The 23,633-nt window shown below is 57.1% G+C and carries 20 protein-coding genes and 1 tRNA gene; 15 read left to right on the forward strand and 6 right to left on the reverse strand.

Features of this window, described 5'->3' with window-relative positions:
• Positions 1 to 35: 35 nt before the first annotated feature.
• The 7 genes from apaG to IB250_RS15715 all read left to right on the forward strand — a co-directional run bounded on the left by apaG (position 36) and on the right by IB250_RS15715 (position 8,205).
• On the forward strand, positions 36 to 416 hold the full coding sequence (apaG, locus tag IB250_RS15685) for a Co2+/Mg2+ efflux protein ApaG (protein WP_123497395.1): 381 nt from the start codon (positions 36 to 38) through the stop codon (positions 414 to 416).
• On the forward strand, positions 416 to 1,297 hold the full coding sequence (locus IB250_RS15690) for a symmetrical bis(5'-nucleosyl)-tetraphosphatase (RefSeq protein ID WP_192344791.1): 882 nt from the start codon (positions 416 to 418) through the stop codon (positions 1,295 to 1,297). The genes apaG and IB250_RS15690 overlap by 1 nt, the downstream gene beginning before the upstream one ends.
• A gap of 33 nt (positions 1,298 to 1,330) precedes the next feature.
• Positions 1,331 to 1,660 carry a thiosulfate sulfurtransferase GlpE gene (gene glpE / locus IB250_RS15695; RefSeq protein ID WP_007904261.1) on the forward strand — a complete coding sequence of 110 codons (330 nt, stop codon included), beginning with the start codon at positions 1,331 to 1,333 and terminating at the stop codon, positions 1,658 to 1,660.
• 297 nt (positions 1,661 to 1,957) lie between these two features.
• Entirely contained in the window at positions 1,958 to 3,880 is a 1,923-nt protein-coding gene (locus IB250_RS15700; RefSeq protein WP_007904259.1) for a PrkA family serine protein kinase, read from the forward strand.
• 201 nt (positions 3,881 to 4,081) lie between these two features.
• Entirely contained in the window at positions 4,082 to 5,353 is a 1,272-nt protein-coding gene (locus tag IB250_RS15705) for a YeaH/YhbH family protein (RefSeq protein ID WP_192344792.1), read from the forward strand.
• A complete protein-coding gene (locus tag IB250_RS15710) occupies positions 5,350 to 6,912 on the forward strand; it encodes a SpoVR family protein (protein ID WP_007904256.1) in 1,563 nt (520 codons plus the stop codon). Before IB250_RS15705 ends, IB250_RS15710 begins: the two co-directional genes overlap by 4 nt.
• 63 nt (positions 6,913 to 6,975) lie before the next feature.
• Positions 6,976 to 8,205 (forward strand): multifunctional CCA addition/repair protein, encoded by a 1,230-nt coding sequence (locus IB250_RS15715; RefSeq protein WP_192344793.1) that lies wholly within the window; start codon positions 6,976 to 6,978, stop codon positions 8,203 to 8,205.
• A gap of 75 nt (positions 8,206 to 8,280) precedes the next feature.
• On the opposite strand, the gene folK is transcribed toward IB250_RS15715, so the two are convergent.
• Together folK and folB are read right to left on the reverse strand one after the other, a co-directional pair.
• Positions 8,281 to 8,799 (reverse strand): 2-amino-4-hydroxy-6-hydroxymethyldihydropteridine diphosphokinase, encoded by a 519-nt coding sequence (gene folK / locus IB250_RS15720; RefSeq protein WP_192344794.1) that lies wholly within the window; start codon positions 8,797 to 8,799, stop codon positions 8,281 to 8,283.
• Positions 8,790 to 9,146, reverse strand: a complete 357-nt coding sequence (gene folB, locus IB250_RS15725; protein WP_123497385.1) for a dihydroneopterin aldolase — start codon at positions 9,144 to 9,146, stop codon at positions 8,790 to 8,792. The genes folK and folB overlap by 10 nt, the downstream gene beginning before the upstream one ends.
• Positions 9,147 to 9,220: 74 nt before the next feature.
• Between folB and plsY the strand changes: the two genes are divergently transcribed.
• A complete protein-coding gene (gene plsY / locus IB250_RS15730; RefSeq protein WP_192344795.1) occupies positions 9,221 to 9,790 on the forward strand; it encodes a glycerol-3-phosphate 1-O-acyltransferase PlsY in 570 nt (189 codons plus the stop codon).
• Positions 9,791 to 9,813: 23 nt separating this feature from the next.
• On the opposite strand, the gene tsaD is transcribed toward plsY, so the two are convergent.
• Positions 9,814 to 10,839: a tRNA (adenosine(37)-N6)-threonylcarbamoyltransferase complex transferase subunit TsaD gene (tsaD, locus tag IB250_RS15735; RefSeq protein ID WP_192344796.1), complete on the reverse strand. Its 1,026-nt coding sequence runs from the start codon at positions 10,837 to 10,839 to the stop codon at positions 9,814 to 9,816.
• Positions 10,840 to 11,038: 199 nt separating this feature from the next.
• Between tsaD and rpsU the strand changes: the two genes are divergently transcribed.
• From rpsU to IB250_RS15760, 5 genes are all read left to right on the forward strand, one after another.
• Entirely contained in the window at positions 11,039 to 11,254 is a 216-nt protein-coding gene (rpsU, locus tag IB250_RS15740; protein ID WP_002551877.1) for a 30S ribosomal protein S21, read from the forward strand.
• A gap of 481 nt (positions 11,255 to 11,735) precedes the next feature.
• On the forward strand, positions 11,736 to 13,709 hold the full coding sequence (gene dnaG, locus IB250_RS15745; RefSeq protein ID WP_192344797.1) for a DNA primase: 1,974 nt from the start codon (positions 11,736 to 11,738) through the stop codon (positions 13,707 to 13,709).
• Between the two features lie 67 nt (positions 13,710 to 13,776).
• Positions 13,777 to 15,624 carry an RNA polymerase sigma factor RpoD gene (rpoD, locus tag IB250_RS15750; protein WP_192344798.1) on the forward strand — a complete coding sequence of 616 codons (1,848 nt, stop codon included), beginning with the start codon at positions 13,777 to 13,779 and terminating at the stop codon, positions 15,622 to 15,624.
• 122 nt (positions 15,625 to 15,746) lie between these two features.
• A complete protein-coding gene (locus tag IB250_RS15755; RefSeq protein WP_192344799.1) occupies positions 15,747 to 19,493 on the forward strand; it encodes a bifunctional diguanylate cyclase/phosphodiesterase in 3,747 nt (1,248 codons plus the stop codon).
• A 15-nt stretch (positions 19,494 to 19,508) separates the two neighbouring features.
• Positions 19,509 to 19,585: transfer RNA gene (locus tag IB250_RS15760), tRNA-Ile, on the forward strand.
• 61 nt (positions 19,586 to 19,646) lie between these two features.
• On the opposite strand, the gene IB250_RS15765 is transcribed toward IB250_RS15760, so the two are convergent.
• Both IB250_RS15765 and IB250_RS15770 read right to left on the reverse strand, forming a co-directional pair.
• Positions 19,647 to 19,955 carry a hypothetical protein gene (locus IB250_RS15765; RefSeq protein WP_192344800.1) on the reverse strand — a complete coding sequence of 103 codons (309 nt, stop codon included), beginning with the start codon at positions 19,953 to 19,955 and terminating at the stop codon, positions 19,647 to 19,649.
• A 217-nt stretch (positions 19,956 to 20,172) separates the two neighbouring features.
• Positions 20,173 to 21,276, reverse strand: a complete 1,104-nt coding sequence (locus IB250_RS15770) for a polyamine ABC transporter substrate-binding protein (protein ID WP_192344801.1) — start codon at positions 21,274 to 21,276, stop codon at positions 20,173 to 20,175.
• Positions 21,277 to 21,415: 139 nt separating this feature from the next.
• Here IB250_RS15770 and IB250_RS15775 point away from each other — a divergent pair, with 139 nt between their 5' ends.
• Positions 21,416 to 22,207: a helix-turn-helix transcriptional regulator gene (locus IB250_RS15775; protein ID WP_192344802.1), complete on the forward strand. Its 792-nt coding sequence runs from the start codon at positions 21,416 to 21,418 to the stop codon at positions 22,205 to 22,207.
• Between the two features lie 19 nt (positions 22,208 to 22,226).
• Here the strand turns inward: IB250_RS15775 and IB250_RS15780 are convergent, their stop codons facing one another.
• Positions 22,227 to 22,874, reverse strand: coding sequence for a peptidase M41 (locus IB250_RS15780; RefSeq protein ID WP_192344803.1), 648 nt, complete (start codon positions 22,872 to 22,874; stop codon positions 22,227 to 22,229).
• Positions 22,875 to 23,032: 158 nt separating this feature from the next.
• Between IB250_RS15780 and IB250_RS15785 the strand changes: the two genes are divergently transcribed.
• Positions 23,033 to 23,494, forward strand: a complete 462-nt coding sequence (locus IB250_RS15785) for an Lrp/AsnC family transcriptional regulator (RefSeq protein ID WP_007980298.1) — start codon at positions 23,033 to 23,035, stop codon at positions 23,492 to 23,494.
• The last annotated feature ends 139 nt before the right edge of the window (positions 23,495 to 23,633 follow it).

Here is a 23,633-nt window from a genome sequence, read left to right on the forward strand (position 1 = left end):
GCCCCGCGTCCCGCTTCGTTTCTAAGGCCTTTTGCATGTCCGATCCTCGTTATCAGGTCGACGTCAGCGTCGTCACCCGCTATCTGGCAGAACAATCGCAACCCGAGCAAAATCGCTTTGCCTTCGCCTACACCATCACCGTGCAGAACAATGGCGAGTTACCGGCCAAGCTGCTGTCGCGGCATTGGGTGATCACCGACGGTGACGGGCATGTCGAGGAGGTTCGTGGTGCAGGCGTCGTCGGCCAGCAGCCGTTGATCGACGTGGGCAAGAGCCACACCTACAGCAGCGGCACTGTCATGACGTCCAAAGTCGGTACGATGCAGGGCACTTATGAGATGGTCGCCGACGACGGTAAACACTTCGATGCCGTCATCGCTCCGTTTCGCTTGGCAGTACCCGGAGCCCTGCACTGATGGCGACGTATGCCGTCGGCGATTTGCAAGGCTGCCTTGAGCCGCTGCAATGCCTACTCAAGCAAGTCGCTTTCGACCCGGCAAAGGATCGCTTGTGGCTGGTGGGTGACCTCATCAACCGTGGCCCACAGTCGCTGGACACCTTGCGCTTCCTTTATGGCATCCGCGAATCGCTGGTGTGCGTACTCGGCAACCATGACCTGCACTTGCTGGCGGTCGGGCAAAACATCGAACGCCTGAAGAAGGCCGACACGCTTCGCGAGATTCTTGAAGCACCCGATTGCGGGGAGCTGCTGGAGTGGGTTCGGCAACAAAAGCTCATGCATTACGACGAGCAGCGCGATATCGCACTGGTCCATGCCGGCATCCCGCCTCAATGGTCGCTGCGCAAAGCCTTGAAGTGCGCCGCCGAAGTCGAAGACGCCCTGCACGATGACAATCGCTTCGCGCCTTACCTTGACGGCATGTACGGCAATGAGCCGGTGAAATGGGACAACGATCTCAAAGGCGCGGCTCGCCTGAGAGTCATCACCAACTATTTCACCCGGATGCGTTTTTGCACCAGCGACGGCAAACTCGACCTCAAGGGCAAGGAAGGCATCGACACCGCGCCGCCGGGTTATGCGCCATGGTTTGCCCACAAGGAGCGCAAGACCAAAGGCCTGAAGATCATCTTCGGCCACTGGGCGGCGCTCGAAGGCCAGTGCAACGAGCCAGGTCTGTTTGCGCTCGACACCGGTTGCGTCTGGGGTGGCGCCATGACCCTGATGAACGTCGACACCGGTGAGCGCCGGCAGTGTAAATGCGACACCCGAGGTAATACCCGGCCGCCAGTCGCCGCCTCTATCCCCGAACAAACGTCAGCCAGCGCCCCGCGCTAGACTGCGCTTTCAGCCGAGCCACAGGAGCCCGCCATGAGCGAATTCAAACGTATCCCCCCAGAACAGGCCCAGGCCCTGCGCGAACAAGGCGCGGTGGTGGTCGATGTCCGTGACCCGGCAACGTTTGCCGCACTGCACATCGCCGGTTCGAAGCATCTGGACAATCATTCTCTGCATGCTTTCATTCAGGGCGCTGACCTGGACGCGCCGACGGTAGTGGTCTGCTATCACGGCAATTCCAGCCAGGGCGCGGCTGCCTATCTAGTCAGCCAAGGCTTCTCCGACGTCTATAGCATGGATGGCGGTTTCGAGTTGTGGCGTACGACCTATCCTTCGGAAACGGCGCAAGGCACTTCCGAATAATTTTTTTCAATGCGCGCAAGCCCCGGTCCCCGCGGGCTAGCGCGGTGACAGACGAACGGTCTGCCACAACTTATTACGCATCTTGCATTTACCTTCCGAATTCCCAACTATCCTTAAGCGCAGGCCATCCAAAACAGGGGAGAGCCGGTACACCGGCGCGCGGGTCATCGGGAGTAGCTTTCGGAGTCGTCAGCTCCGGGAGAGTTCTGGGGGGTAAACAGCAACTGCCTGTTCGGTTGCTGCCAGCATCGACTGAGTGATCCGGCGTCGGCTCCACGTATCGAGCGAGGTGACGTCATGAGTATCTTTAGCCACTTCCAACAACGCTTCGAGTCCACGCGCCAGGAAGAACTCTCTCTGCAGGAGTACCTGGAGCTGTGCAAAAAGGACCGCAGCGCCTACGTTTCCGCCGCCGAGCGTCTCTTGCTGGCCATCGGAGAACCGGAGCTGCTCGACACCTCGACCAACTCGAGGCTGTCGCGAATCTTTTCCAACAAGGTGATCCGCCGCTATCCGGCCTTTGAAGACTTCCACGGGATGGAAGAATGCATCGACCAGATCGTGTCGTATTTCCGCCATGCAGCCCAGGGTCTGGAAGAGAAGAAACAGATCCTCTACCTGCTCGGCCCTGTCGGTGGCGGTAAGTCGTCCCTGGCCGAAAAGCTCAAACAACTGATCGAGAAAGTGCCCTTCTACGCAATCAAGGGCTCGCCGGTTTTCGAGTCGCCTTTGGGTCTGTTCAACGCCACCGAAGATGGCGCGATTCTCGAGGAAGACTTCGGCATTCCCCGGCGCTATCTCAATACCATCATGTCGCCATGGGCCACCAAGCGTCTGGCCGAATTCGGCGGCGACATCAGCCAGTTCCGCGTGGTGAAACTCTATCCGTCGATCCTCAACCAGATCGCAGTCGCGAAAACCGAGCCGGGAGATGAAAACAACCAGGACATCTCGGCACTGGTGGGCAAGGTCGATATTCGCAAACTGGAAGAGTTCCCGCAGAACGACGCCGATGCCTACAGCTACTCGGGCGCACTGTGCCGGGCTAACCAGGGATTGATGGAGTTCGTCGAAATGTTCAAGGCACCGATCAAGGTGCTGCACCCATTGCTGACGGCCACCCAGGAAGGCAACTACAACAGTACCGAAGGTTTGGGGGCGATTCCGTTTACAGGGATCCTGCTGGCTCACTCCAACGAATCGGAATGGCACACCTTCCGCAACAACAAGAACAATGAAGCATTCATCGACCGGATCTATATCGTCAAAGTACCGTACTGCCTGCGCGTCAGCGACGAGGTGAAGATCTACGACAAGCTTCTGTTCAACAGCTCGCTGGCCAAGGCCCATTGCGCGCCCGATACCCTGAAAATGCTCGCGCAGTTCACCGTGCTCTCGCGCCTCAAGGAGCCGGAAAACTCCAACATCTATTCCAAGATGCGCGTGTATGACGGCGAAAACCTCAAGGACACCGATCCGAAGGCCAAGTCGATCCAGGAATACCGCGACGCTGCGGGTGTCGACGAAGGCATGAACGGTCTGTCGACCCGCTTCGCCTTCAAGATTCTGTCGAAGGTCTTCAACTTCGATCCGCACGAAATCGCCGCCAACCCGGTACATCTGCTCTACGTACTGGAACAGCAGATCGAACAGGAACAGTTCCAGGCCGAGACCCGGGAACGCTATCTGCGCTTCCTGAAAGAGTACCTGGCGCCGCGTTATATCGAATTCATCGGCAAGGAGATCCAGACTGCCTACCTCGAGTCTTACAGCGAGTACGGTCAGAACATCTTCGATCGCTACGTGCTGTACGCCGACTTCTGGATTCAGGATCAGGAATACCGCGACCCGGAAACCGGCGAGATCCTCAACCGCGTAGCCCTGAACGAAGAACTGGAGAAAATCGAAAAACCGGCCGGCATCAGCAATCCGAAGGATTTCCGCAACGAAATCGTCAACTTCGTACTGCGCGCCCGAGCCAACAACAACGGCAAGAACCCAACCTGGCTCAGCTACGAAAAACTGCGGGTGGTCATCGAGAAGAAAATGTTCTCCAACACCGAGGATTTGCTGCCGGTCATCAGCTTCAACGCCAAGGCCAGCAAAGAGGACCAGCAGAAGCACAACGACTTCGTCACACGGATGGTCGAGCGGGGCTACACCGACAAACAGGTACGACTGCTGTCCGAGTGGTACTTGCGGGTCAGAAAATCACAGTAACCCGCTGCCGGTCAGACCGGTTGTCGTTAGCCCGAGGCCTGTTTACGCTTTTTCTGTTACACAGGCCTCTGGAGGTGTCCGAAATGCGGTAGCGAGGTTCAGGCAGCATCAAAGCGCTTGGGGGAGCGTGTACACCCTCCGGCACTGGCCTTATGCTGCGTTAACGCTCGCCCCTTTCAGGACAGCTTCTAAGGAGCAGTCATGAGCTATGTGATCGACCGACGTCTCAATGGCAAGAACAAGAGCACGGTAAACCGCCAGCGGTTTCTGCGGCGCTACCGTGATCACATAAAAAAGGCCGTCGAAGAGGCGGTCAGCCGGCGCTCCATTACCGATATGGAACACGGCGAGCAGATCAGCATTCCCGGCCGCGACATCGACGAGCCGGTGCTTCACCACGGTCGTGGCGGCAAGCAAACCATCGTGCATCCCGGCAACAAGGAATTCACCAGCGGCGAGCACATTGCCCGCCCGCCAGGAGGTGGCGGCGGCAGAGGCCCTGGCAAGGCCGGTAACACGGGTGAAGGGATGGACGAGTTCGTCTTCCAGATTACCCAGGAGGAATTCCTCGAATTCATGTTCGAGGACCTTGAACTGCCTAACCTGGTAAAACGCCACCTGACCGGCACCGACACCTTCAAGACCGTACGCGCCGGTATCAGCAACGAGGGCAACCCGTCACGGATCAACATTATCCGCACGCTGCGTTCGGCCCATGCCCGACGCATTGCCTTGTCCGGCAGCAGCCGGGCGAAATTGCGCGAAGTCAAAGAGGAACTGCTGCGACTTAAACGGGAAGAACCGGACAACTTCGGCGATATTCAAGACCTCGAAGCAGAAATCGAGAAGCTCAGCGCGCGCATTCACCGAGTTCCGTTTCTCGACACCTTCGACCTCAAGTACAACCTGCTGATCAAGCAGCCGAACCCTAGCTCCAAAGCCGTCATGTTCTGCCTGATGGATGTGTCCGGCTCCATGACCCAGGCGACCAAGGACATCGCCAAACGCTTCTTCATCCTGCTGTACCTGTTCCTCAAGCGGAACTACGACAAAATCGACGTCGTGTTCATTCGCCACCACACCAGCGCCCGAGAAGTGGATGAGGAGGAATTTTTCTACTCCCGGGAAACCGGCGGCACCATCGTCTCCAGCGCCCTGAAACTGATGCAAGAGATCATGGCCGAGCGTTATCCGAGCAACGAATGGAATATCTATGCCGCCCAGGCGTCCGACGGTGACAACTGGAATGATGATTCGCCGATCTGCCGCGACATCCTGATCAATCAGATCATGCCGTTCGTGCAGTACTACACTTATGTTGAGATTACCCCGCGCGAACACCAGGCCTTGTGGTTCGAGTACGAACGCATCGCCGAAGCCTTCTCTGACACTTTTGCCCAGCAGCAACTGGTCTCGGCCGGGGATATCTATCCGGTCTTTCGTGAACTCTTCCAGCGCAGGTTAGTGACATGACCGCCAAAGAGCAGAAGCGCCAACCCATTTCCACCGGCTCCGAATGGACATTCGAGCTGATCCAGGCCTACGACCGCGAAATCAGTCGTCTCGCGGCCCGCTACGCGCTGGATACGTATCCCAACCAGATCGAAGTGATCACCGCCGAGCAGATGATGGACGCCTATGCCTCTGTAGGCATGCCCTTGGGTTATCACCATTGGTCCTATGGTAAACACTTCCTCAGCACCGAAAAATCCTACAGCCGCGGCCAGATGGGGCTGGCCTACGAGATTGTGATCAACTCGGACCCCTGCATCGCCTATCTGATGGAAGAAAACACCATCTGCATGCAGGCGCTGGTGGTGGCTCACGCCTGCTATGGCCATAACAGTTTCTTCAAAGGCAACTACCTGTTCCGCACCTGGACCGACGCCAGCTCGATCATCGATTACCTGGTGTTCGCCAAGCAGTACATCATGCAGTGCGAAGAACGCCACGGCATCGACGCGGTAGAGGACTTGCTCGACTCCTGCCATGCGCTGATGAATTACGGGGTCGACCGGTACAAACGCCCGTATCCGATTTCCGCCGAAGAAGAACGCCGTCGGCAGAAGGATCGGGAAGAGCATCTGCAGAAGCAGATCAACGATTTGTGGCGGACCATTCCAAAAGGCGCGGACAAGTACAGCGACAAGGACAACGCACGCTTCCCCGCCGAACCTCAGGAAAACATCCTGTATTTCATCGAAAAACATGCACCGTTGCTGGAGCCCTGGCAGCGCGAAATCGTGCGGATCGTACGCAAGATCGCCCAGTATTTTTATCCACAGCGCCAGACCCAGGTCATGAACGAAGGCTGGGCCACCTTCTGGCATTACACGCTGATGAACGACCTGTACGACGAAGGCCTGGTCACCGATGGTTTCATGATGGAGTTCCTGACGTCCCATACCAGCGTGGTCTTCCAGCCCGGTTTCGACAGCCCCTATTACAGCGGCATCAACCCCTACACCCTGGGTTTTGCCATGTATCGTGATATCCGCCGGATATGCGAACACCCCACCGAAGAGGACTATCGCTGGTTTCCGGAAATCGCCGGAACCGACTGGCTGTCCAGCATCAAATTCGCCATGAGCAGCTTCAAGGACGAGAGTTTCATCCTGCAGTACCTGTCACCCAAGGTGATCCGCGACCTCAAGCTGTTCAGCATCCTCGATGACGATCAGAAGGACGATCTGCTGGTTCCGGCGATACACGACGAAGACGGCTATCGAACCATTCGTGAAACCCTGGCGGCGCAATACAACCTGGGCAATCGCGAACCCAACATACAGATCTACAGCATCGACCGACGTGGCGACCGCTCCCTGACCTTGCGCCACCAACAACACGACCGCAAACCGCTGGGCGATTCCACTGATGAAGTGCTCAAGCACCTGCACCGCCTCTGGGGCTTCGACATCCACCTGGAAACCCTGCAAGGGGATCAGGTGATGAAAACCCACCATGTTCCGCCCAGAAGCGAGCATGGCGAGGGGGATTACGGCCGGCTGGACCTGGCAGTCATTCATCTTTGATCCTGTTTTCTGCCTCCGGAAGTTCGACGCAAAGGTTATTCTGTCGGGCTAACGGAGGTTTTTATGCAGATTTATAAAGTCGGCGGTGCGGTCCGCGATCGCCTGCTGGGCAAACCTGTCACCGATATCGACTGGGTCGTTGTAGGCGCCACCACCGAAGAAATGCTCGCCAAGGGCTTTCGTCCGGTGGGCGCGGACTTCCCGGTTTTTCTTCACCCCAAAAGCGGTGAGGAATACGCCCTTGCCCGTACCGAACGCAAAAACGGGCGCGGCTACGGCGGCTTCATCTTCCACGCAAGCCCCGACGTCACCCTCGAAGAAGATCTGATTCGTCGCGACCTGACGATCAACGCCATGGCCGAGGACGATCAACAGAACCTGACCGACCCTTACCACGGTCAACGGGACCTCGAGGCTCGCTTGCTGCGTCACGTTTCCCCCGCGTTCGCCGAAGATCCTCTCCGAGTTCTGCGCGTTGCCCGCTTCGCCGCGCGTTATGCGGAACTGGGTTTCACCGTCGCCCCCGAGACATTGGAGCTGATGCGTCAACTCAGCGAATCAGGTGAATTGGAGGCGTTGACGCCCGAACGCAGCTGGAAAGAAATCGCCCGCGCACTCATGGAAGACCAACCCCAAGTATTCATCGAGGTGCTGCGCGAGTGCGGCGCGCTCAAGGTACTGATGCCGGAAGTCGACGCGCTGTTCGGTGTACCGCAACCCGCAGCCCATCACCCGGAAATCGACACGGGCGTGCATACCCTGAGCGTGCTGGAGCAAGCGGCGCTGCACAAACAACCGCTGAGCGTACGCTGGGCTTGTCTGCTGCATGATCTGGGCAAAGGTTTGACCCCCGAGGAAGAATGGCCCCGCCACATCGCCCACGAGCACAAAGGCCTGAAGCTGATCAAAGCGGTCAATGAGCGCTTCAAGGCACCGAAAGACTGTCAGGAACTGGCACTGCTAGTGGGCAAGTATCACACCCATGGCCATCGTGCTCTGGAGCTGAAACCGTCGACCTTGCTGGAGTTGCTGCAGAGTTTCGACGTCTATCGTCGACCTCAGCGCTTTGAAGAATTTATCTCGGCGTGCGAGATGGACGCTCGAGGGCGTAAAGGCCTGGAGCAGAGAAGTTATCCACAGGCGGATTATTTACGGGGTGCGGCAACTGCAGCGCGAAGTGTTGCCGTTCAGCCATTGCTGGAAAAGGGATTCAAGGGGCCGGAATTGGGTGAGGCGATCAAGGGCGAGCGCCTCAAGGCGTTGAAGGCTTACAAAGAAGCGGCCTCGGCCTGAAAAGCCTCGCTCCTACAGGTGATGAACGGCGTCAACCTGTAGGAGCGAGGCTTGCCCGCGAAGGCGTCTTGCGCCTCACAACAAATTCGAAGGGGTCAACTGCTCGCCGCGCCACTCAAAAGCCACCGGCGCCAACACCTGATCGATCTGCGCTTCTTCCCACAGGGTTGCAAAGCTCTTGCCTACGCCCGGATGCACACGATCCGGCGCAATCAGCGACAACGGCCAAAGCACGAAGGCATTTTTCAGAATCTCTGCCCGCGGCAAGATCAAGCCATCGAAATTGCCCACCAGATCGCCGAAGAGCAGCACGTCGATATCCAGCGGCAAGCCCTTGCGATCCGGCGCGTAACGGCCGTTATCCGCCTCGATGAATTTCAACCGTCGATCCAGCTCCATCAGCGGCAGATCGGTGAAGGCCGAGACCACAAAGTTAAAAAACGGCCCGCTCTTGATCCCCACCGCCTGGCTTTCGAATACCGCCGAACAGCGAATATCCACCAGGAAACCCGCCAGAGCATCCAGGCCTGCCTGCAAATGGGCTTCGCGCTCGATATTGCTACCGAGCCCGAGGTATACCTGAGTCAGCGACATCCGCGCTCGATCTCCACGCCCACACCACCCGTGGCAGCCGGGATGGCACCTGGCTTGGTCAGTTTGAGGCGCATCCAGGTGATCTTGAATTCGCTCATCAGCACTTGCGCCAGACGCTCGGCAAAGGTCTCCACCAGCAGGAACTGCGCCTGCTCGGCAAACGCCTGAATGCGCGACGAAACGCTCGCGTAGTCGAGCGCCAGGGCCAGGTCATCACCGGCGGCGGCCGGACGATTGTCCCAGGCGAAGCTCAGATCAAGTCGCAGACACTGTCGGATGCCTCGTTCCCAGTCGTAGGCACCGATGACGGTGTCGACTTCCAGGCCCTCGATAAACACTCTGTCCAAGCACTTCTCTCCACTGCACGACAAGGGCGCAATGCGCCGTTAGAATCAGGGCGTCCTCGCCCGGAATAGTTAGCATGTTTTGGTTACTGGCGATCCTCGCCTACCTGCTCGGCTCTCTGTCCTTCGCCATTTTGCTCAGCCGCCTGACCGGTAACCCCGATCCGCGAATGAGTGGCTCGGGCAATGCCGGCGCCACCAATATGTTGCGTCTGGCCGGCAAAAAACTCGCCATTCTGACCTTGCTCGGCGACCTGAACAAAGGTCTGCTACCCGTATTGATCGCAGGTGCAGTGGGCCTTTCACTGCAACAACAGGCCTGGATTGGCGTCTGCGCCGTTATCGGTCACCTGTTTCCGCTGTACTTCCGCTTTCGCGGTGGCAAGGGTGTCGCCACCGCGGCTGGCATGTTGCTGGGGCTCTACCCGCCCGCCGCGCTGCTGGCGGTCTGTGTCTGGTCGCTGACGTTCTACCTGACCCGCACCAGCTCACTCGCAGCCCTGATTGCCACACCATTGACCTTGCCACTGCTTGCCTGGCAAGAACCAGCGGCATTGCTGCCCATGAGCGCGCTCACAGGCCTGATCGTCTGGCGTCATCGCGGCAATCTACGCGACCTGTTTGCCGGGCGCGAACGGCATTTTTAAATACCGCACATGAGCGCCGCTCATCACAGCGCCGACAACTGCTCCATCGGCCAGCGCGCCTGCACGCTGATCGCCAGGCTTTCATGCTGGCCGGCCTGCAAGCGCTGGCAACCGGCAAACGCAATCATCGCGCCATTATCGGTGCAGAACTCCGGACGGGCATAAAACACATCGCCCTTCATGTCGCCGAGCATTTTTTCCAGTGAAACCCGCAGTGCTTTGTTGGCGCTGACGCCCCCTGCGATCACCAGACGCTTGAGACCCGCCTGTTTCAGGGCACGCTTGCACTTGATGGTCAAAGTCTCCACCACGGCCTGCTGGAACGCCAGCGAGATGTCGCAACGGGCTTGCTCGCTGTCGTCCCCGGCGCTGACGCTCTGCTGCCAGGTGTTCAGGGCGAAGGTTTTCAGGCCGCTGAAGCTGAAAGCCAAGCCTGGACGATCACACATCGGACGCGGAAAAGTGAAACGTCCTGCAACGCCCTGCTCGGCCAGACGCGCGATCTCCGGGCCGCCCGGATAATTCAGGCCCATCATCTTCGCGGTCTTGTCGAACGCTTCGCCGGCAGCATCGTCGAGGGTCTCGCCCAAGAGCGTGTATTGGCCGATCCCGTCGACCTGAACCAGTTGCGTATGACCACCTGACACCAACAAAGCGACGAACGGAAACTCCGGTGGTTGCGGCTCCAGCATCGGCGCCAGCAAGTGACCTTCCATGTGGTGCACGCCCAAGGCCGGAATGCCCCAGGCAAACGCCAGCGCCTGGGCGCAGGAAGCCCCCACCAGCAAGGCTCCGACCAGGCCAGGACCCGCGGTATAAGCGATGGCGTCGATCTCGGTCGGCACGCAGTCGGCCTCGGCCAGGACCTGACGAATCAAGGGCAGCATGCGTTTGACGTGATCACGCGACGCCAGCTCCGGCACCACGCCGCCATAGGCACGATGCAGATCGATCTGACTGAACAGCGCGTCGGCCAACAACCCGCGCTCACTGTCGTAAAGTGCGACACCGGTTTCGTCGCAAGAGGTTTCTAATCCCAGTACTAGCATGGGTTTGCGCCTTGTAGAGGCTGAATTCGAAGGCGCGCATAATAGTCGTCGCGTGATGCCCCGACCAGCGGTTTTCGATCAGAGGCTTTGCATTCCGAGCGATGAGGGGTTAACATCCGCAACCCTTAAAAACCGACGTCTTCAAGTGCTCTTTTGCCGCGAGGATGTTGACCCCGGTAATGAATGAAGGTAGCTCTGGATGCCAGCCGTCAAAGTAAAAGAGAACGAACCCTTCGACGTAGCTCTGCGTCGTTTCAAGCGCTCCTGCGAAAAAGCCGGTGTACTGGCTGAAGTTCGTAGCCGCGAATTTTACGAGAAGCCAACTTCTGAGCGTAAGCGTAAAGCAGCAGCCGCTGTTAAGCGTCACGCCAAGAAAGTTCAGCGCGAACAGCGCCGCGCCGTTCGTCTGTACTAATACACAGACGATCGTAGCAAGCTTCTGCCAAGCCCGGCCCCAAGCCGGGCTAATGGCATTTGCGGACAACGCTTGATGCTTCACCGTCAAAGCCGCAGACGCGACCGAGACAAATCTGCTTCACAGCGTCAGACCTGGCTCTTTTGCCAGCGGTGCACGTCTTTTCTGACGAGCCTTCCAAGGCTACTGACGAGCACACCCACTGATTCCTCTCACGACGATCAGCCCAAGGCACCTTCTTGCGTGCCCGCTTATGAGCTATCCGAGGCCAATGACTGGCCGTCGCCGGATTCAGCGAAACACTTTCAAATAGTCGAATACTGATTGGTATTAACGTCAGTGGATTTTCGGCAGATACACTTCCCGACAGCGATACGCAGACGACACAGGTCGAGCCGCACACTCTGCGTGCCTCGAACAACGACCCGCGTTTGGCCGCCCTTCGTTTTGGGTCCATTTCAGCGCAGATGACGAGAACGCCATGGCCGGGCTAATTCCCCAGAGCTTCATTGACGACCTTCTGAACCGCACCGACATCGTCGACGTGGTCAGCTCGCGCCTGCAAATGAAAAAAGCTGGCAAGAACTACACTGCCTGCTGCCCGTTCCACAAAGAGAAAACCCCCTCCTTCAGCGTCAGCCCCGACAAACAGTTCTACTACTGTTTCGGCTGCGGCGCTGGCGGTAACGCCCTCGGCTTCATGATGGACCACGACAATCTGGATTTCGTCCAGGCTGTCGAAGAACTGGCCAAAGCCGCCGGCATGGAAATTCCCCGCGAAGAAAGCGGTCGGGCGCACAAACCGCGCCAGCCTACTGATTCGCCGCTGTATCCGCTACTCACCGCCGCCGCCGACTTTTATCGTCAAGCCCTGAAAAGCCATCCGTCGCGCAAAGCCGCTGTGGATTATTTGAAGGGTCGTGGACTAACGGGTGAAATCGCCCGGGATTTCGGTCTCGGTTTTGCCCCGCCTGGCTGGGACAATCTGTACAAACACTTGAGCAGCGATACCCTGCAGCAAAAAGCCATGATCGATGCCGGCCTGTTGATCGAGAACGCCGAAACCGGCAAGCGCTATGACCGCTTCCGCGATCGCGTGATGTTCCCGATCCGCGACAGTCGTGGGCGCATCATTGCCTTTGGCGGCCGGGTGCTGGGCGACGACAAGCCGAAATACCTGAATTCACCTGAAACGCCGGTTTTCCATAAGGGCCAGGAACTCTACGGCCTTTATGAAGCACGCAAGAACAATCGCAACCTCGACGAAATCATCGTCGTCGAAGGCTACATGGACGTCATCGCCCTTGCCCAGCAAGGCCTGCGCAATGCCGTCGCAACACTGGGCACCGCCACCAGCGAAGAACACATGAAGCGCCTGTTTCGCGTCGTGCCCAGCGTGCTGTTCTGCTTTGATGGCGACCAGGCGGGCCGAAATGCCGCCTGGCGGGCACTGGAGGCAACCCTGCCATGCCTGCAAGACGGCCGCCGGGCGCGCTTTCTGTTCCTCCCTGAAGGCGAAGATCCGGATACCCTGGTCCGCTCCGAGGGCACTGACGCCTTCCGCGCACGGATCAATCAGCACGCCCAGCCGCTGGCCGATTACTTTTTTCAACAGCTGACCGAAGAATCGGACCCGCGCTCCCTCGAAGGCAAGGCCCACATGGCCACCCTCGCCGCGCCGCTGATCGACAAAGTCCCGGGCGCCAACCTGCGCATCTTGATGCGCCAGCGCCTGAGCGAAATTACCGGGCTTAGTGGTGAAGCCGTGAGCCAACTGGTGCAAAGCACGCCTCAGCATCAGGAAGCGCCACCCGCTTACGATCCAGGCATCGATTACGACGCCATGCCGGATTACAGCGACTACCATCAGCCGCAGGCACAAGAGATGTACGCGCCGCAGCAGGAGTGGACACCGAAGAAGCCTGGCGCAGGCGGCAAGAAATGGGACAAGAAGCCGTGGGACAAGAATGGCAAACGGGGTGGTGATCGCGATCAACCGCGCGCGCCACGGATTCCGGCCGCTGTAGAGCCGCCTACCCTGGCCGCCTTGCGCACGCTGCTGCATCATCCGCAACTGGCTGAGAAAGTCGAGGATGCCGGGCACTTTGCTGCCGAGGACCATACCAACACACAACTGTTGGTCGCCCTGCTCGAAGCCGTACAGAAGAATCCCAAGCTAAACTCATTTCAACTGATTGCGCGCTGGCACGGCACCGAACAAGGCCGACTGCTCAAAGCGCTGGCAGAAAAGGAATGGCTGATTGATGGAGATAACCTTGAACAACAGTTTTTCGACACCATTACTAGCTTGTCAGCCCGCCAACGCGAGCGAAACCTGGAACAACTTCTTCGAAAAGCACGTCAAAGTGAATTGAGCACCGAAGAGAAAAATCAACTGCGCGACCTTTTAAGTCGCAATGTTTCCGCATCAAGCCCGACCTCAACTGGCGCGTGAGGTCATAGCTCAGGTATAATCCTCGGCTTGTTTTTTGCCCGCCAAGACCTTCAGTGGATAGGGTGTTATGTCCGGAAAAGCGCAACAGCAGTCTCGTATCAAAGAGTTGATCACACTTGGTCGTGAGCAGGGCTACCTGACTTACGCGGAGGTCAACGACCACCTGCCGGAGGATATTTCAGATCCGGAACAGGTGGAAGACATCATCCGCATGATTAATGACATGGGGATCAACGTATTCGAGGTTGCGCCAGATAAGGATTCCCTTATGCTGGCCGACGCCGATACCGACGAAGCCGCGGCCGAAGAGGCAGCAGCAGCGTTGGCAGCGGTCGAGACCGACATTGGTCGCACCACCGACCCAGTGCGCATGTACATGCGTGAAATGGGTACGGTAGAGCTCCTCACACGTGAAGGCGAAATCGAAATCGCCAAGCGTATTGAAGAGGGCATCCGCGAAGTGATGGGCGCAATCGCGCACTTCCCTGGCACGGTTGACCATATTCTCTCCGAGTACACTCGCGTCACCACCGAAGGTGGCCGCCTGTCCGACGTCCTGAGCGGTTATATCGACCCGGACGACGGCATTGCGCCGCCTGCAGCCGAAGTGCCACCGCCTGTCGACCCGAAAGCCGTGAAAGCGGACGACGACACCGACGACGATGACGCCGAAGCGAGCGATGACGAAGAAGAAGCCGAAAGCGGTCCGGATCCGGTCATCGCCGCACAGCGCTTTGGCGCTGTCGCCGATCAGATGGAAATCACCCGCAAGGCCCTGAAAAAGCACGGTCGTGGCAACAAGCTGGCAATTGCCGAGCTGGTAGTCCTGGCTGAGCTGTTCATGCCGATCAAACTGGTGCCGAAGCAATTCGAAGGCCTGGTCGAGCGTGTTCGCAGTGCCCTGGATCGTCTGCGTCAACAAGAGCGCGCGATCATGCAACTGTGCGTTCGTGATGCCCGCATGCCGCGTGCCGACTTCCTGCGCCAGTTCCCGGGCAATGAAGTCGACGAAAGCTGGACCGATGCACTGGCCAAAGGCAAAAGCAAATACGCAGAAGCCATTGGTCGCCTGCAACCGGACATCATTCGTTGCCAGCAGAAGCTGACCGCGCTGGAAACCGAAACCGGTTTGACGATTGCCGAGATCAAGGACATCAACCGTCGCATGTCGATCGGTGAGGCCAAGGCCCGCCGCGCGAAGAAAGAGATGGTCGAAGCGAACTTGCGTCTGGTGATCTCCATCGCCAAGAAGTACACCAACCGTGGCCTGCAATTCCTCGATCTGATCCAGGAAGGCAACATCGGTCTGATGAAAGCGGTAGACAAGTTCGAATACCGTCGCGGCTACAAATTCTCGACTTATGCCACCTGGTGGATCCGTCAGGCGATCACTCGCTCGATCGCCGACCAGGCCCGCACCATCCGTATTCCGGTGCACATGATCGAGACGATCAACAAGCTCAACCGTATTTCCCGGCAGATGCTGCAGGAAATGGGTCGCGAACCGACCCCGGAAGAGCTGGGCGAACGCATGGAAATGCCTGAGGACAAGATCCGCAAGGTATTGAAGATCGCTAAAGAGCCGATCTCCATGGAAACCCCGATCGGTGATGACGAAGATTCTCATCTGGGTGACTTCATCGAAGACTCGACCATGCAGTCGCCAATCGATGTCGCCACTGTTGAGAGCCTTAAAGAAGCGACTCGCGAAGTCCTGTCCGGCCTCACTGCCCGTGAAGCCAAGGTTCTACGCATGCGCTTCGGTATCGACATGAATACCGACCACACCCTTGAGGAGGTTGGTAAGCAGTTCGACGTGACCCGTGAACGGATTCGTCAGATCGAAGCCAAGGCGCTGCGCAAGCTGCGCCACCCGACGAGAAGCGAGCATTTGCGCTCCTTCCTCGACGAGTGATCACAGAACCCCCGGCCCAGGCCGGGGGTTTTGCTTTATGCAGATTAAATGCCCCGTACACCCCCCCCGCCGCATAGCCCGTCTACACTCGAAGCATTCCCCCAAGCCGTAACGAGACCGTTATGCCCAGATGGCCGACCGTGTTTTTTTTGCTGTCGCTGATGACCTGGACCGCAACGGCTGGCGCGTTGACTCTGACCGACGAAGAACGTAGCTGGCTAACGGCTCACCCGGAATTGCGCCTGGGCGTGGACGCATCCTGGCCGCCGTTTGAGTTTCGCGACGAGCACGGGCGTTATCAGGGCCTGGCAGCGGACTACATCAACGTCATCCGTCAACGGCTGGCCATCAAACTCACGCCCATCGAGCCGGTCAGCTGGACTGAAGTCTTGCAGCAGGCCAAACAAGGCAAGCTAGACATCTTGCCGGGCATTATGTCGACTCCCGAGCGTCAGACGTATCTGTCGTTCACCCGCCCCTATCTCGACTTTCCGATTGTCATTCTGGCTCACGTCGGAGGCCCCCAACCGCGCAAACTCGAAGACCTGTACGGGCTGAAGATCGCCGTGGTGGAAAACTACGCCCCACATGAACTATTGCGCACCCGCCATCCCGATCTGAATCTGGTGGCGATGCCCAACGTCAGCTCGGCGCTGCAAGCGCTCGCCACCGACGCCGTGGACGCCGTAGTAGGCGATCTCGCCTCCAGTGTCTGGAGCCTGCGCCAGCTCAAGCTCGACGGGCTTTACGTCAGCGGTGAAACACCCTATCGCTACCAATTGGCGATGGCCGTGCCACCGAACAACAAGCTGTTGGTCAGCATCCTGGACAAAGTCCTGGCAGACATGACCCCCAGTGAAATCAGTGCTATCCAGGAACATTGGGTCGGTAACGTCCTGGACCATCGAACCATCTGGCTCGACGTGCTGATTTACGGCCTGCCTGGATTACTGTTTCTGATGATCGTGCTGGCAGTGGTTATCCGGATCAACCGCCGACTCAGTTCGGAAATTGCCCGGCGGGTCGCTCTGGAACAGGAGCTGCGCAGCAGCGAATACCATTATCGCGGGCTGGTAGAGAGTCTTTCGGCCATCGCCTGGGAAGCCCGGATCAGCGATTACACCTACAGCTACGTGTCACCTCATGCTGAGGAGCTCCTTGGTTACCCATTGCCCCACTGGCTGATTCCGGGCTTCTGGCGCAACATCATCCACCCGGCGGATCTGACCCGGGCCCAAACCTTCTGCGACCGTGAAGTGGCAGCCGGGCGCGATCACAGCGTCGATTACCGGGTCATCACCGCCGACGGCCGCTGCCTGTGGGTCCGCGATATCGTCAGCCTGATCGAGCACGCCCATGAACCGGTACTGCGCGGGCTGATGATCGACATCAGCGAAGCCAAGCGCACCGAAGAGGCGTTGCGCCTGTCGGAACAGAAGTTCGCTTCAGTGTTCCAGCAATGCCCGGATATTCTGGTGATCGCCCGGCTTTCCGACGGTTGTCTGCTGGAAGTCAACGAAGCGTTCGAAGAACAGATCGGTCTCAAGGCCGAAGACGTCATAGGCCAGACCGCCACCGACCTGAACATCTGGGGCGTACCCGGCGTGGGCCCAGGTTTGTTGCAGCGTTTGCAGGCTGGCAGCATCCGCAACCTGGAGATGCCCTTTCGCCGCAGCAATGGCCAGGTGTTTACCGGCCTGATTTCCGCCGAGCCTTTCGATCTCGATACGACCCCGGCCTTGGTGGTCGTCGTGCGGGACATCAGTCAGCTCAAAGAAACCCAGCAACAACTGCAAACCTCCGAAGAGAAATTCGCCAAAGCCTTTCATGCGTCTCCCGACGGCTTGCTCTTGTCCCGGCAGAGCGACGGTTTGCTGTTGGAAGTCAACGAAGGCTTCAGCCGTATTACCGGTTTCAACAGCGCGATGTCCGTGGATCGATCGGCCCTGGACCTGGGGATCTGGGTCAATCTCAACGAACGCAAGCAGATGCTCGAGCTGTTGCACCGGGATGGTTTCGTGCGCGACTTCAGTTGCCACATCCGCCGCAAAGACGGGCAGATCCGGCTTTGTGAGGTTTCAAGCCGGCCGTTGCCCATCGGCGATGAAGACTGCATGTTGACCATTGCCCGGGACATTACCGAGCGGCATCTGATGCAGGAGAAACTGCAGCAGGCCGCCACGGTGTTCGAGAGCACTGCCGAGGGTGTATTGATCACCGACACCCAGCAGCACATCAGTGCGGTCAATCGTGCATTCACCGAAATTACCGGCTACAGCGAGAGCGAAGCGCTGGGCCATACTCCTCGCCTGCTCGCCTCGGGTCTGCATGACAGCGCGTTTTATGCGGCGATGTGGCATCAGTTGACCGCCGACGGTCATTGGCAGGGCGAGATTTCCAACCGGCGCAAGAATGGCGAACTTTACCCGAGCTGGCTGACTATCAGCGCAGTGCGCAACCGGGACAAATTCATCACCCACTTTGTTGCGGTGTTCGCTGACATTTCCAGCCTCAAGCATGCTCAGGCCAAACTCGACTACCAGGCGCACCACGACCCGCTGACCGGCCTGCCAAACCGCACATTGTTCGAGAGTCGGCTGCTGACCGCACTGAACAGCCAGCAGGAAAACGGGGGACAGGGCGCAGTGCTGTTCCTCGACCTGGACCGCTTCAAGCACATCAACGACAGCCTCGGCCACCCGGTCGGCGACCTGCTGCTCAAAGGCATCGCCGTGCGCCTCAAGGAGCAGCTGCGCGATATCGATACCGTGGCGCGGCTGGGTGGCGACGAGTTCATCATCCTGCTCCCGGGGCTGCAACAATCCAGCGATGCCGACAACATTGCCACCAAGCTGTTGAACTGCTTCACCGCCCCTTTCCAGGCCGGTGAGCACGAGTTTTTCATCAGCGCCAGCATCGGCACCAGCCTGTACCCCAAGGACGGCTGCGACGTCGCCACGCTGGTCAAGAACGCCGATGCCGCGATGTATCGTTCCAAGGCCAAGGGTCGTAACCGGGTTGAAAGCTATACCCGCGACCTCACCGCCCAAGCCAGTGAGCGCGTGGCGCTGGAGCATGAACTGCGGCGCGCCATCGAGCGCAGTGAGCTGTTTTTGTACTACCAGCCCAAAATCAGTCTGGATGACCATCGGGTGGTAGGTGCCGAAGCGCTGATCCGCTGGCATCACCCCACCTTTGGCGATGTACCTCCCGAGCATTTCATTCCCCTGGCTGAAGAAAACGGCATGATCCTGCAAATCGGAGATTGGGTACTTGAGACCGCCTGCCGACAGATGTACGAGTGGAATCAGGTCTATGAGTGCCTGGGCCCACTCTCAGTCAACCTCGCAGGCGCGCAACTGCGTCAGCCGAACCTGCTCGGCCGGATCGAGCAATTGCTCAAGGACAACCACCTCAATCCCGGCTTCCTGCAACTGGAAATCACTGAAAACTTCATCATGAGCCAGGCCGAAGAAGCGCTGGCGGTGCTGCATCAACTCAAACGCCTGGGTGTGCAACTGGCGATCGATGATTTCGGTACTGGCTATTCGTCCCTGAGTTACCTCAAACGCCTGCCGCTGGACATCCTCAAGATCGACCAATCCTTCGTCCGCGGCCTGCCGGACGACCCACACGACGCGGCCATTGTTCGCGCAATCATCGCCCTGGGCCGCAGCATGCAATTCACCGTCATCGCCGAGGGCGTCGAAACCCAGGCGCAGCAGCAATTTCTCACCGCCGAAGGCTGCGAACAGATCCAGGGGTACATCGTCAGCCTGCCACTTCCCCCCGACGAATTCGCCGCGACGTTTCTTCGTACAGCCATATTGGATTTTTCGGATAGCACAGCCGAGAAACCATCGCTATAATCCGCGGCCTACTGAGGGCCTATAGCTCAGTTGGTTAGAGCAGGGGACTCATAATCCCTTGGTCGTAGGTTCGAGTCCTACTGGGCCCACCATACTCAAAGCCGCGCAATGCGCGGCTTTCGTGTTTTCTGGTCGGCCACCGCTGATACAATCCTATGGACACCGTCGCGATCCAGGACTGGTGACCCCCTCGCTGTAAAGGCTTGCGTGATCCGCCTTAACTCGATTGGTGAACTCCCTTTCAGCCGGTGCAAGTTCGGGGAACTCAACCAGCAGTGCCTTGTTACCTCTGGCGATGTGTTCCATCACCGCCATGGCGATGTTTTCACGCACCATCCCGATCGAGACGTAATACATGGCCCAGGCTTGTTCGGGCGTGCAGTGGCCGATCTGCTCCTCAATCTCCTTGTAGGCTTTGTATTCGTCCGACTCCAAGTAGCATTGGCAATCACCTTGGTACATGATTTTTCTCCTTCCCTAGAATCTTTGTGACAACCCCTAAGTAAGTCGGCTGATAGGGATGCCCCTGCTCCCTACGTGATTACCAGCGCTCCAAATAAACGCGGACTATTGCAGGAAACGCACCCATTTCGCATATACAGAACCTTCCCTTCAGGAGTCCCGAACCGTTAGGTGCAGGGGTATTGGAAAAACAAAGATCCTCTTAGAACAACAAAGATCACGTACCACTCTTCACCTTGATCCAAACCCGAGTGCGGATTCGCTCCAACTTCAATGGCAGCGGCTCAAGTGGAACAAGTGCAGCAAAGGTCTTTTTGTCTGGATAAATCCAAGTATTGTCGCGCAGTTTCTGCTCAACAAACTCCGTGGCATCTTTATTAGCGTTCGGATACAACGTGTGATTTGAGCTCTTGGCAATAATTTCTGGTCGCAACATATAATTAATAAATGCCATGCCTTCCTTTGGGTGGGGAGCATCTTTTAACAGAACCAGATTTTCTGACCAAACCAGCGCGCCCTCGCGAGGAAGGCTGTATGCAATCTTGCGTCCTGTATTAGCCTTCTCGTTGATGGCCTGCGCAGCAAGGGCACCATTGGCCCAACCTACAACTGCACAAATATTGCCATCAGCCAGGTCAGAGTCGATTCTGGATGAGTCGAAATAGAGGACGTAGGGCCGGATTTTTAACAACAGGGCTTGAGCTTTCTGGTAATCATCGGGGTTCCTACTGTTGCTAGGAAGCCCAAGGTAATGCAAAGCAATTGAAATGATCTCACTTGGAGAATCGAGCATTGCCACACCGCAAGACTTGAGCTTGCTGATGTTTTCTTCTTTGAAGATCAAGTCCCAGCTATTCACCGGAGCATTATCACCCAATGCCGCTTTGACTTTATCAACGTCATAGCCAATGCCGGTGGTGCCCCATAAATAGGGAACAGCGTAGCGATTACCAGGGTCATTGACCGCAACCTGGGCCAAGATATCAGGATCGATGTGTGACAAATTACTCAGTTGATTACGATCCAACGGCTGAAGTACTCCCGCCTGGATCAGGCTTGGCAACACGTTGGAGGTAGCCACAACCACGTCGTACCCCGTGCGCCCAGACATCACTTTACTCTGCATGATTTCGGCACTGTCGAACGCATCCATATGGATGCTGGTGCCGGTTTCCTGCTCAAACTCCTTTGGGGTCTCCGGTGCGATAAACCCGAACCAGTTATACAGATTCACCCCAGGCTCTACAGCCCCCACTGATGTGCTTATCCCTGCACAGAGAAGCGAGGCTGCAAAAATGGTTCGCAAAGGTGATTTGCTCATACAACTATCCTTGTCAAGACGACATGCCCTCATGGCTATCGTGAATCCTGATCGTGAATATACCCGGCATTGACGAATAGTAAATACCTACGAATACTTACCTGCAACCTACGAGTCCCTAACCCTAAAGGGGTAGAAAATGCCACTCGACCTTCATAGCCTGGCTTGGCACCGATCGATTGGAAAGCTGATCATGCAGTTGAACCGTCCAGAATTCTGGAGTTCACTTATTCGCACTCTAAATGAATATGTGCAAATTGATAACTGGGTCGTATTAATATTTAGCAATCAGCAAGTGAAAGTTGTTAGTCTTCCTGAAGTAGCAGATACCGAAGAGGTAGATGCATTCATTCATCGCTACGTGAAGGGACTTTATATGCTGGATCCATTTTACATAGCTAATCGAGAAAACCCGCAGAGCGGTTTTTTTCATATGCTGGATATTGCACCGGAGCACTTTCTTGAAACCGAGTATTATCACCAATACTTCGCACAGTATATTTCTGTAGATGAAGCGCAGTACAATGTTCAACTCGATGCCGATAGAACACTATGCATTTCCTTTGGCAGTAACGCCCGCTTCAACCAAGAGCAAATAACAATACTTGACATTATCAAACCATGGGTAATTGCATTAATGCATCAACGCATGTGTTTTGAAACTGACATAGAAAAAGACCTCCCCGAACCAACTCTATGGCCAGAAACAATTCTCCGGCTTGGCACACAAATAACAACACGCGAAAAGGACGTCCTCAAGTTATTACTTAGCGGCTTCTCTAACAAAGAGATAGCAGGAAAACTTTCCCTGTCGGCAGAAACGATAAAAGTTCACCGCCGAAATATTTACGCCAAATTAAACATCAAATCACAACCCGAATTGTTTGCTCGATTTTTTATGCCAAAACAGGATATCGGCCCTGTAAATTGAAGTCAGTGCTTGGCACTTTTCAGGCCCGAACACTCAACGATGGAATGGCCTGCACTGGCTGTAACCGTTCAAGCATTTCCCCCGTCAACACGACCTCATAAGTATCCGCCGGCCTCCCCCATTGCTCCACGATGACCATGCCGTCTACCAGCGTCGCGCCCAGTCCGGTAATCGTATCGGCCAATGCCTCTACGATTTGTTGGGTCCGCAACCACACACGATCAGTGATTTCTTTAAGCTCGGCAGTTATGCGCTCGGACGACGCAGGATCCGTAGCGGGGTGGGAGATATTTCGCAGCAAGTGCCGTAACTCCCTTACTTTTGCGTAATCCTGTTCTGCCCCGAGCTCTCCATTCAGGATGGCTGTCGCTTTCAATTTATCGACAAGTTTCCTGGCCGAATGCTTTGCAGGCAAGGTCTGACTCATGGCGCCTGCAAAGAGGACGATCAGCCGACTTTCCAAATGTTCCTTCATTTCTTCTATCGAGGAAATTGACCGCGTCAAGATAATGGAAGCCCCGGCCTGATGCCTCAAATCCATGGTGACTTTCAAGGTCACATCACCCGTTTCAAAGCCCAAAGCTCGGGCAACCACGTAGTGTCCCATTTCGTGATTCGCGATCTGCAATGCATGTTCCCGTATAGCGGGAGGCATTTTCTTGTTCATTCCCATCATCTCCCGTCACAGCTCTCCGTTGCGTATTCGACTATGAGAGTAACGGCTTGTGTCTCATCCAAGGCTAGTCCAGTCAACCGCCACGAGCACCGTGCAGGATGTGCCTGTAACATGCCTGCCCATTGCTCTATACCGCTGGAGATGCCCCTTTGCCTGACACCCGCCCGCCCGTCCTTGACGAAATCGACCGCCAATTGATCGCGGCCTTGCAAATCAATGCCCGCGAAAGTGTCGCCATGCTCGCCCGGCAGCTGGGCATCGCCCGCACCACCGTCACGTCGCGCCTGGCGCGGCTGGAAAAGGCCAAGGTAATCACCGGTTACGGTGTGCGCCTGGGACAGCGCGTGGTGGATGGCGGATTGCAGGCGTACGTCGGGATCACGGTGCAACCACGGTCCGGCAAGGAAGTGCTGCGTCGTCTCAGCGCCATGGCGCAGGTGCAGCAGCTGTGTGCGGTGAGTGGCGAATTCGATTATGTGGCGTGGTTGCGCACCGACTCGCCGGAGCAGCTGGATCAGTTGCTGGATCAGATTGGCAGTGTGGATGGGGTGGAGAAAACGACGACTTCGATCATCCTGAGCAGCAAGATTGATCGGGGGCAGCCGGTTTGAGTTTCTGCCGGTAGGTCTTCGGTGCCTGGTCGAACCTCTTCGCGGGCAAGCCTCGCTCCTACAGTATGCAGCGATACGTCGTCATATTGATCAAGCAATTAGCAAAACGACGACACATTGCGTCTTATTAACGTGTTCT

Source organism: Pseudomonas sp. PDM09, from assembly GCF_014852305.1.
GTDB lineage: Bacteria > Pseudomonadota > Gammaproteobacteria > Pseudomonadales > Pseudomonadaceae > Aquipseudomonas.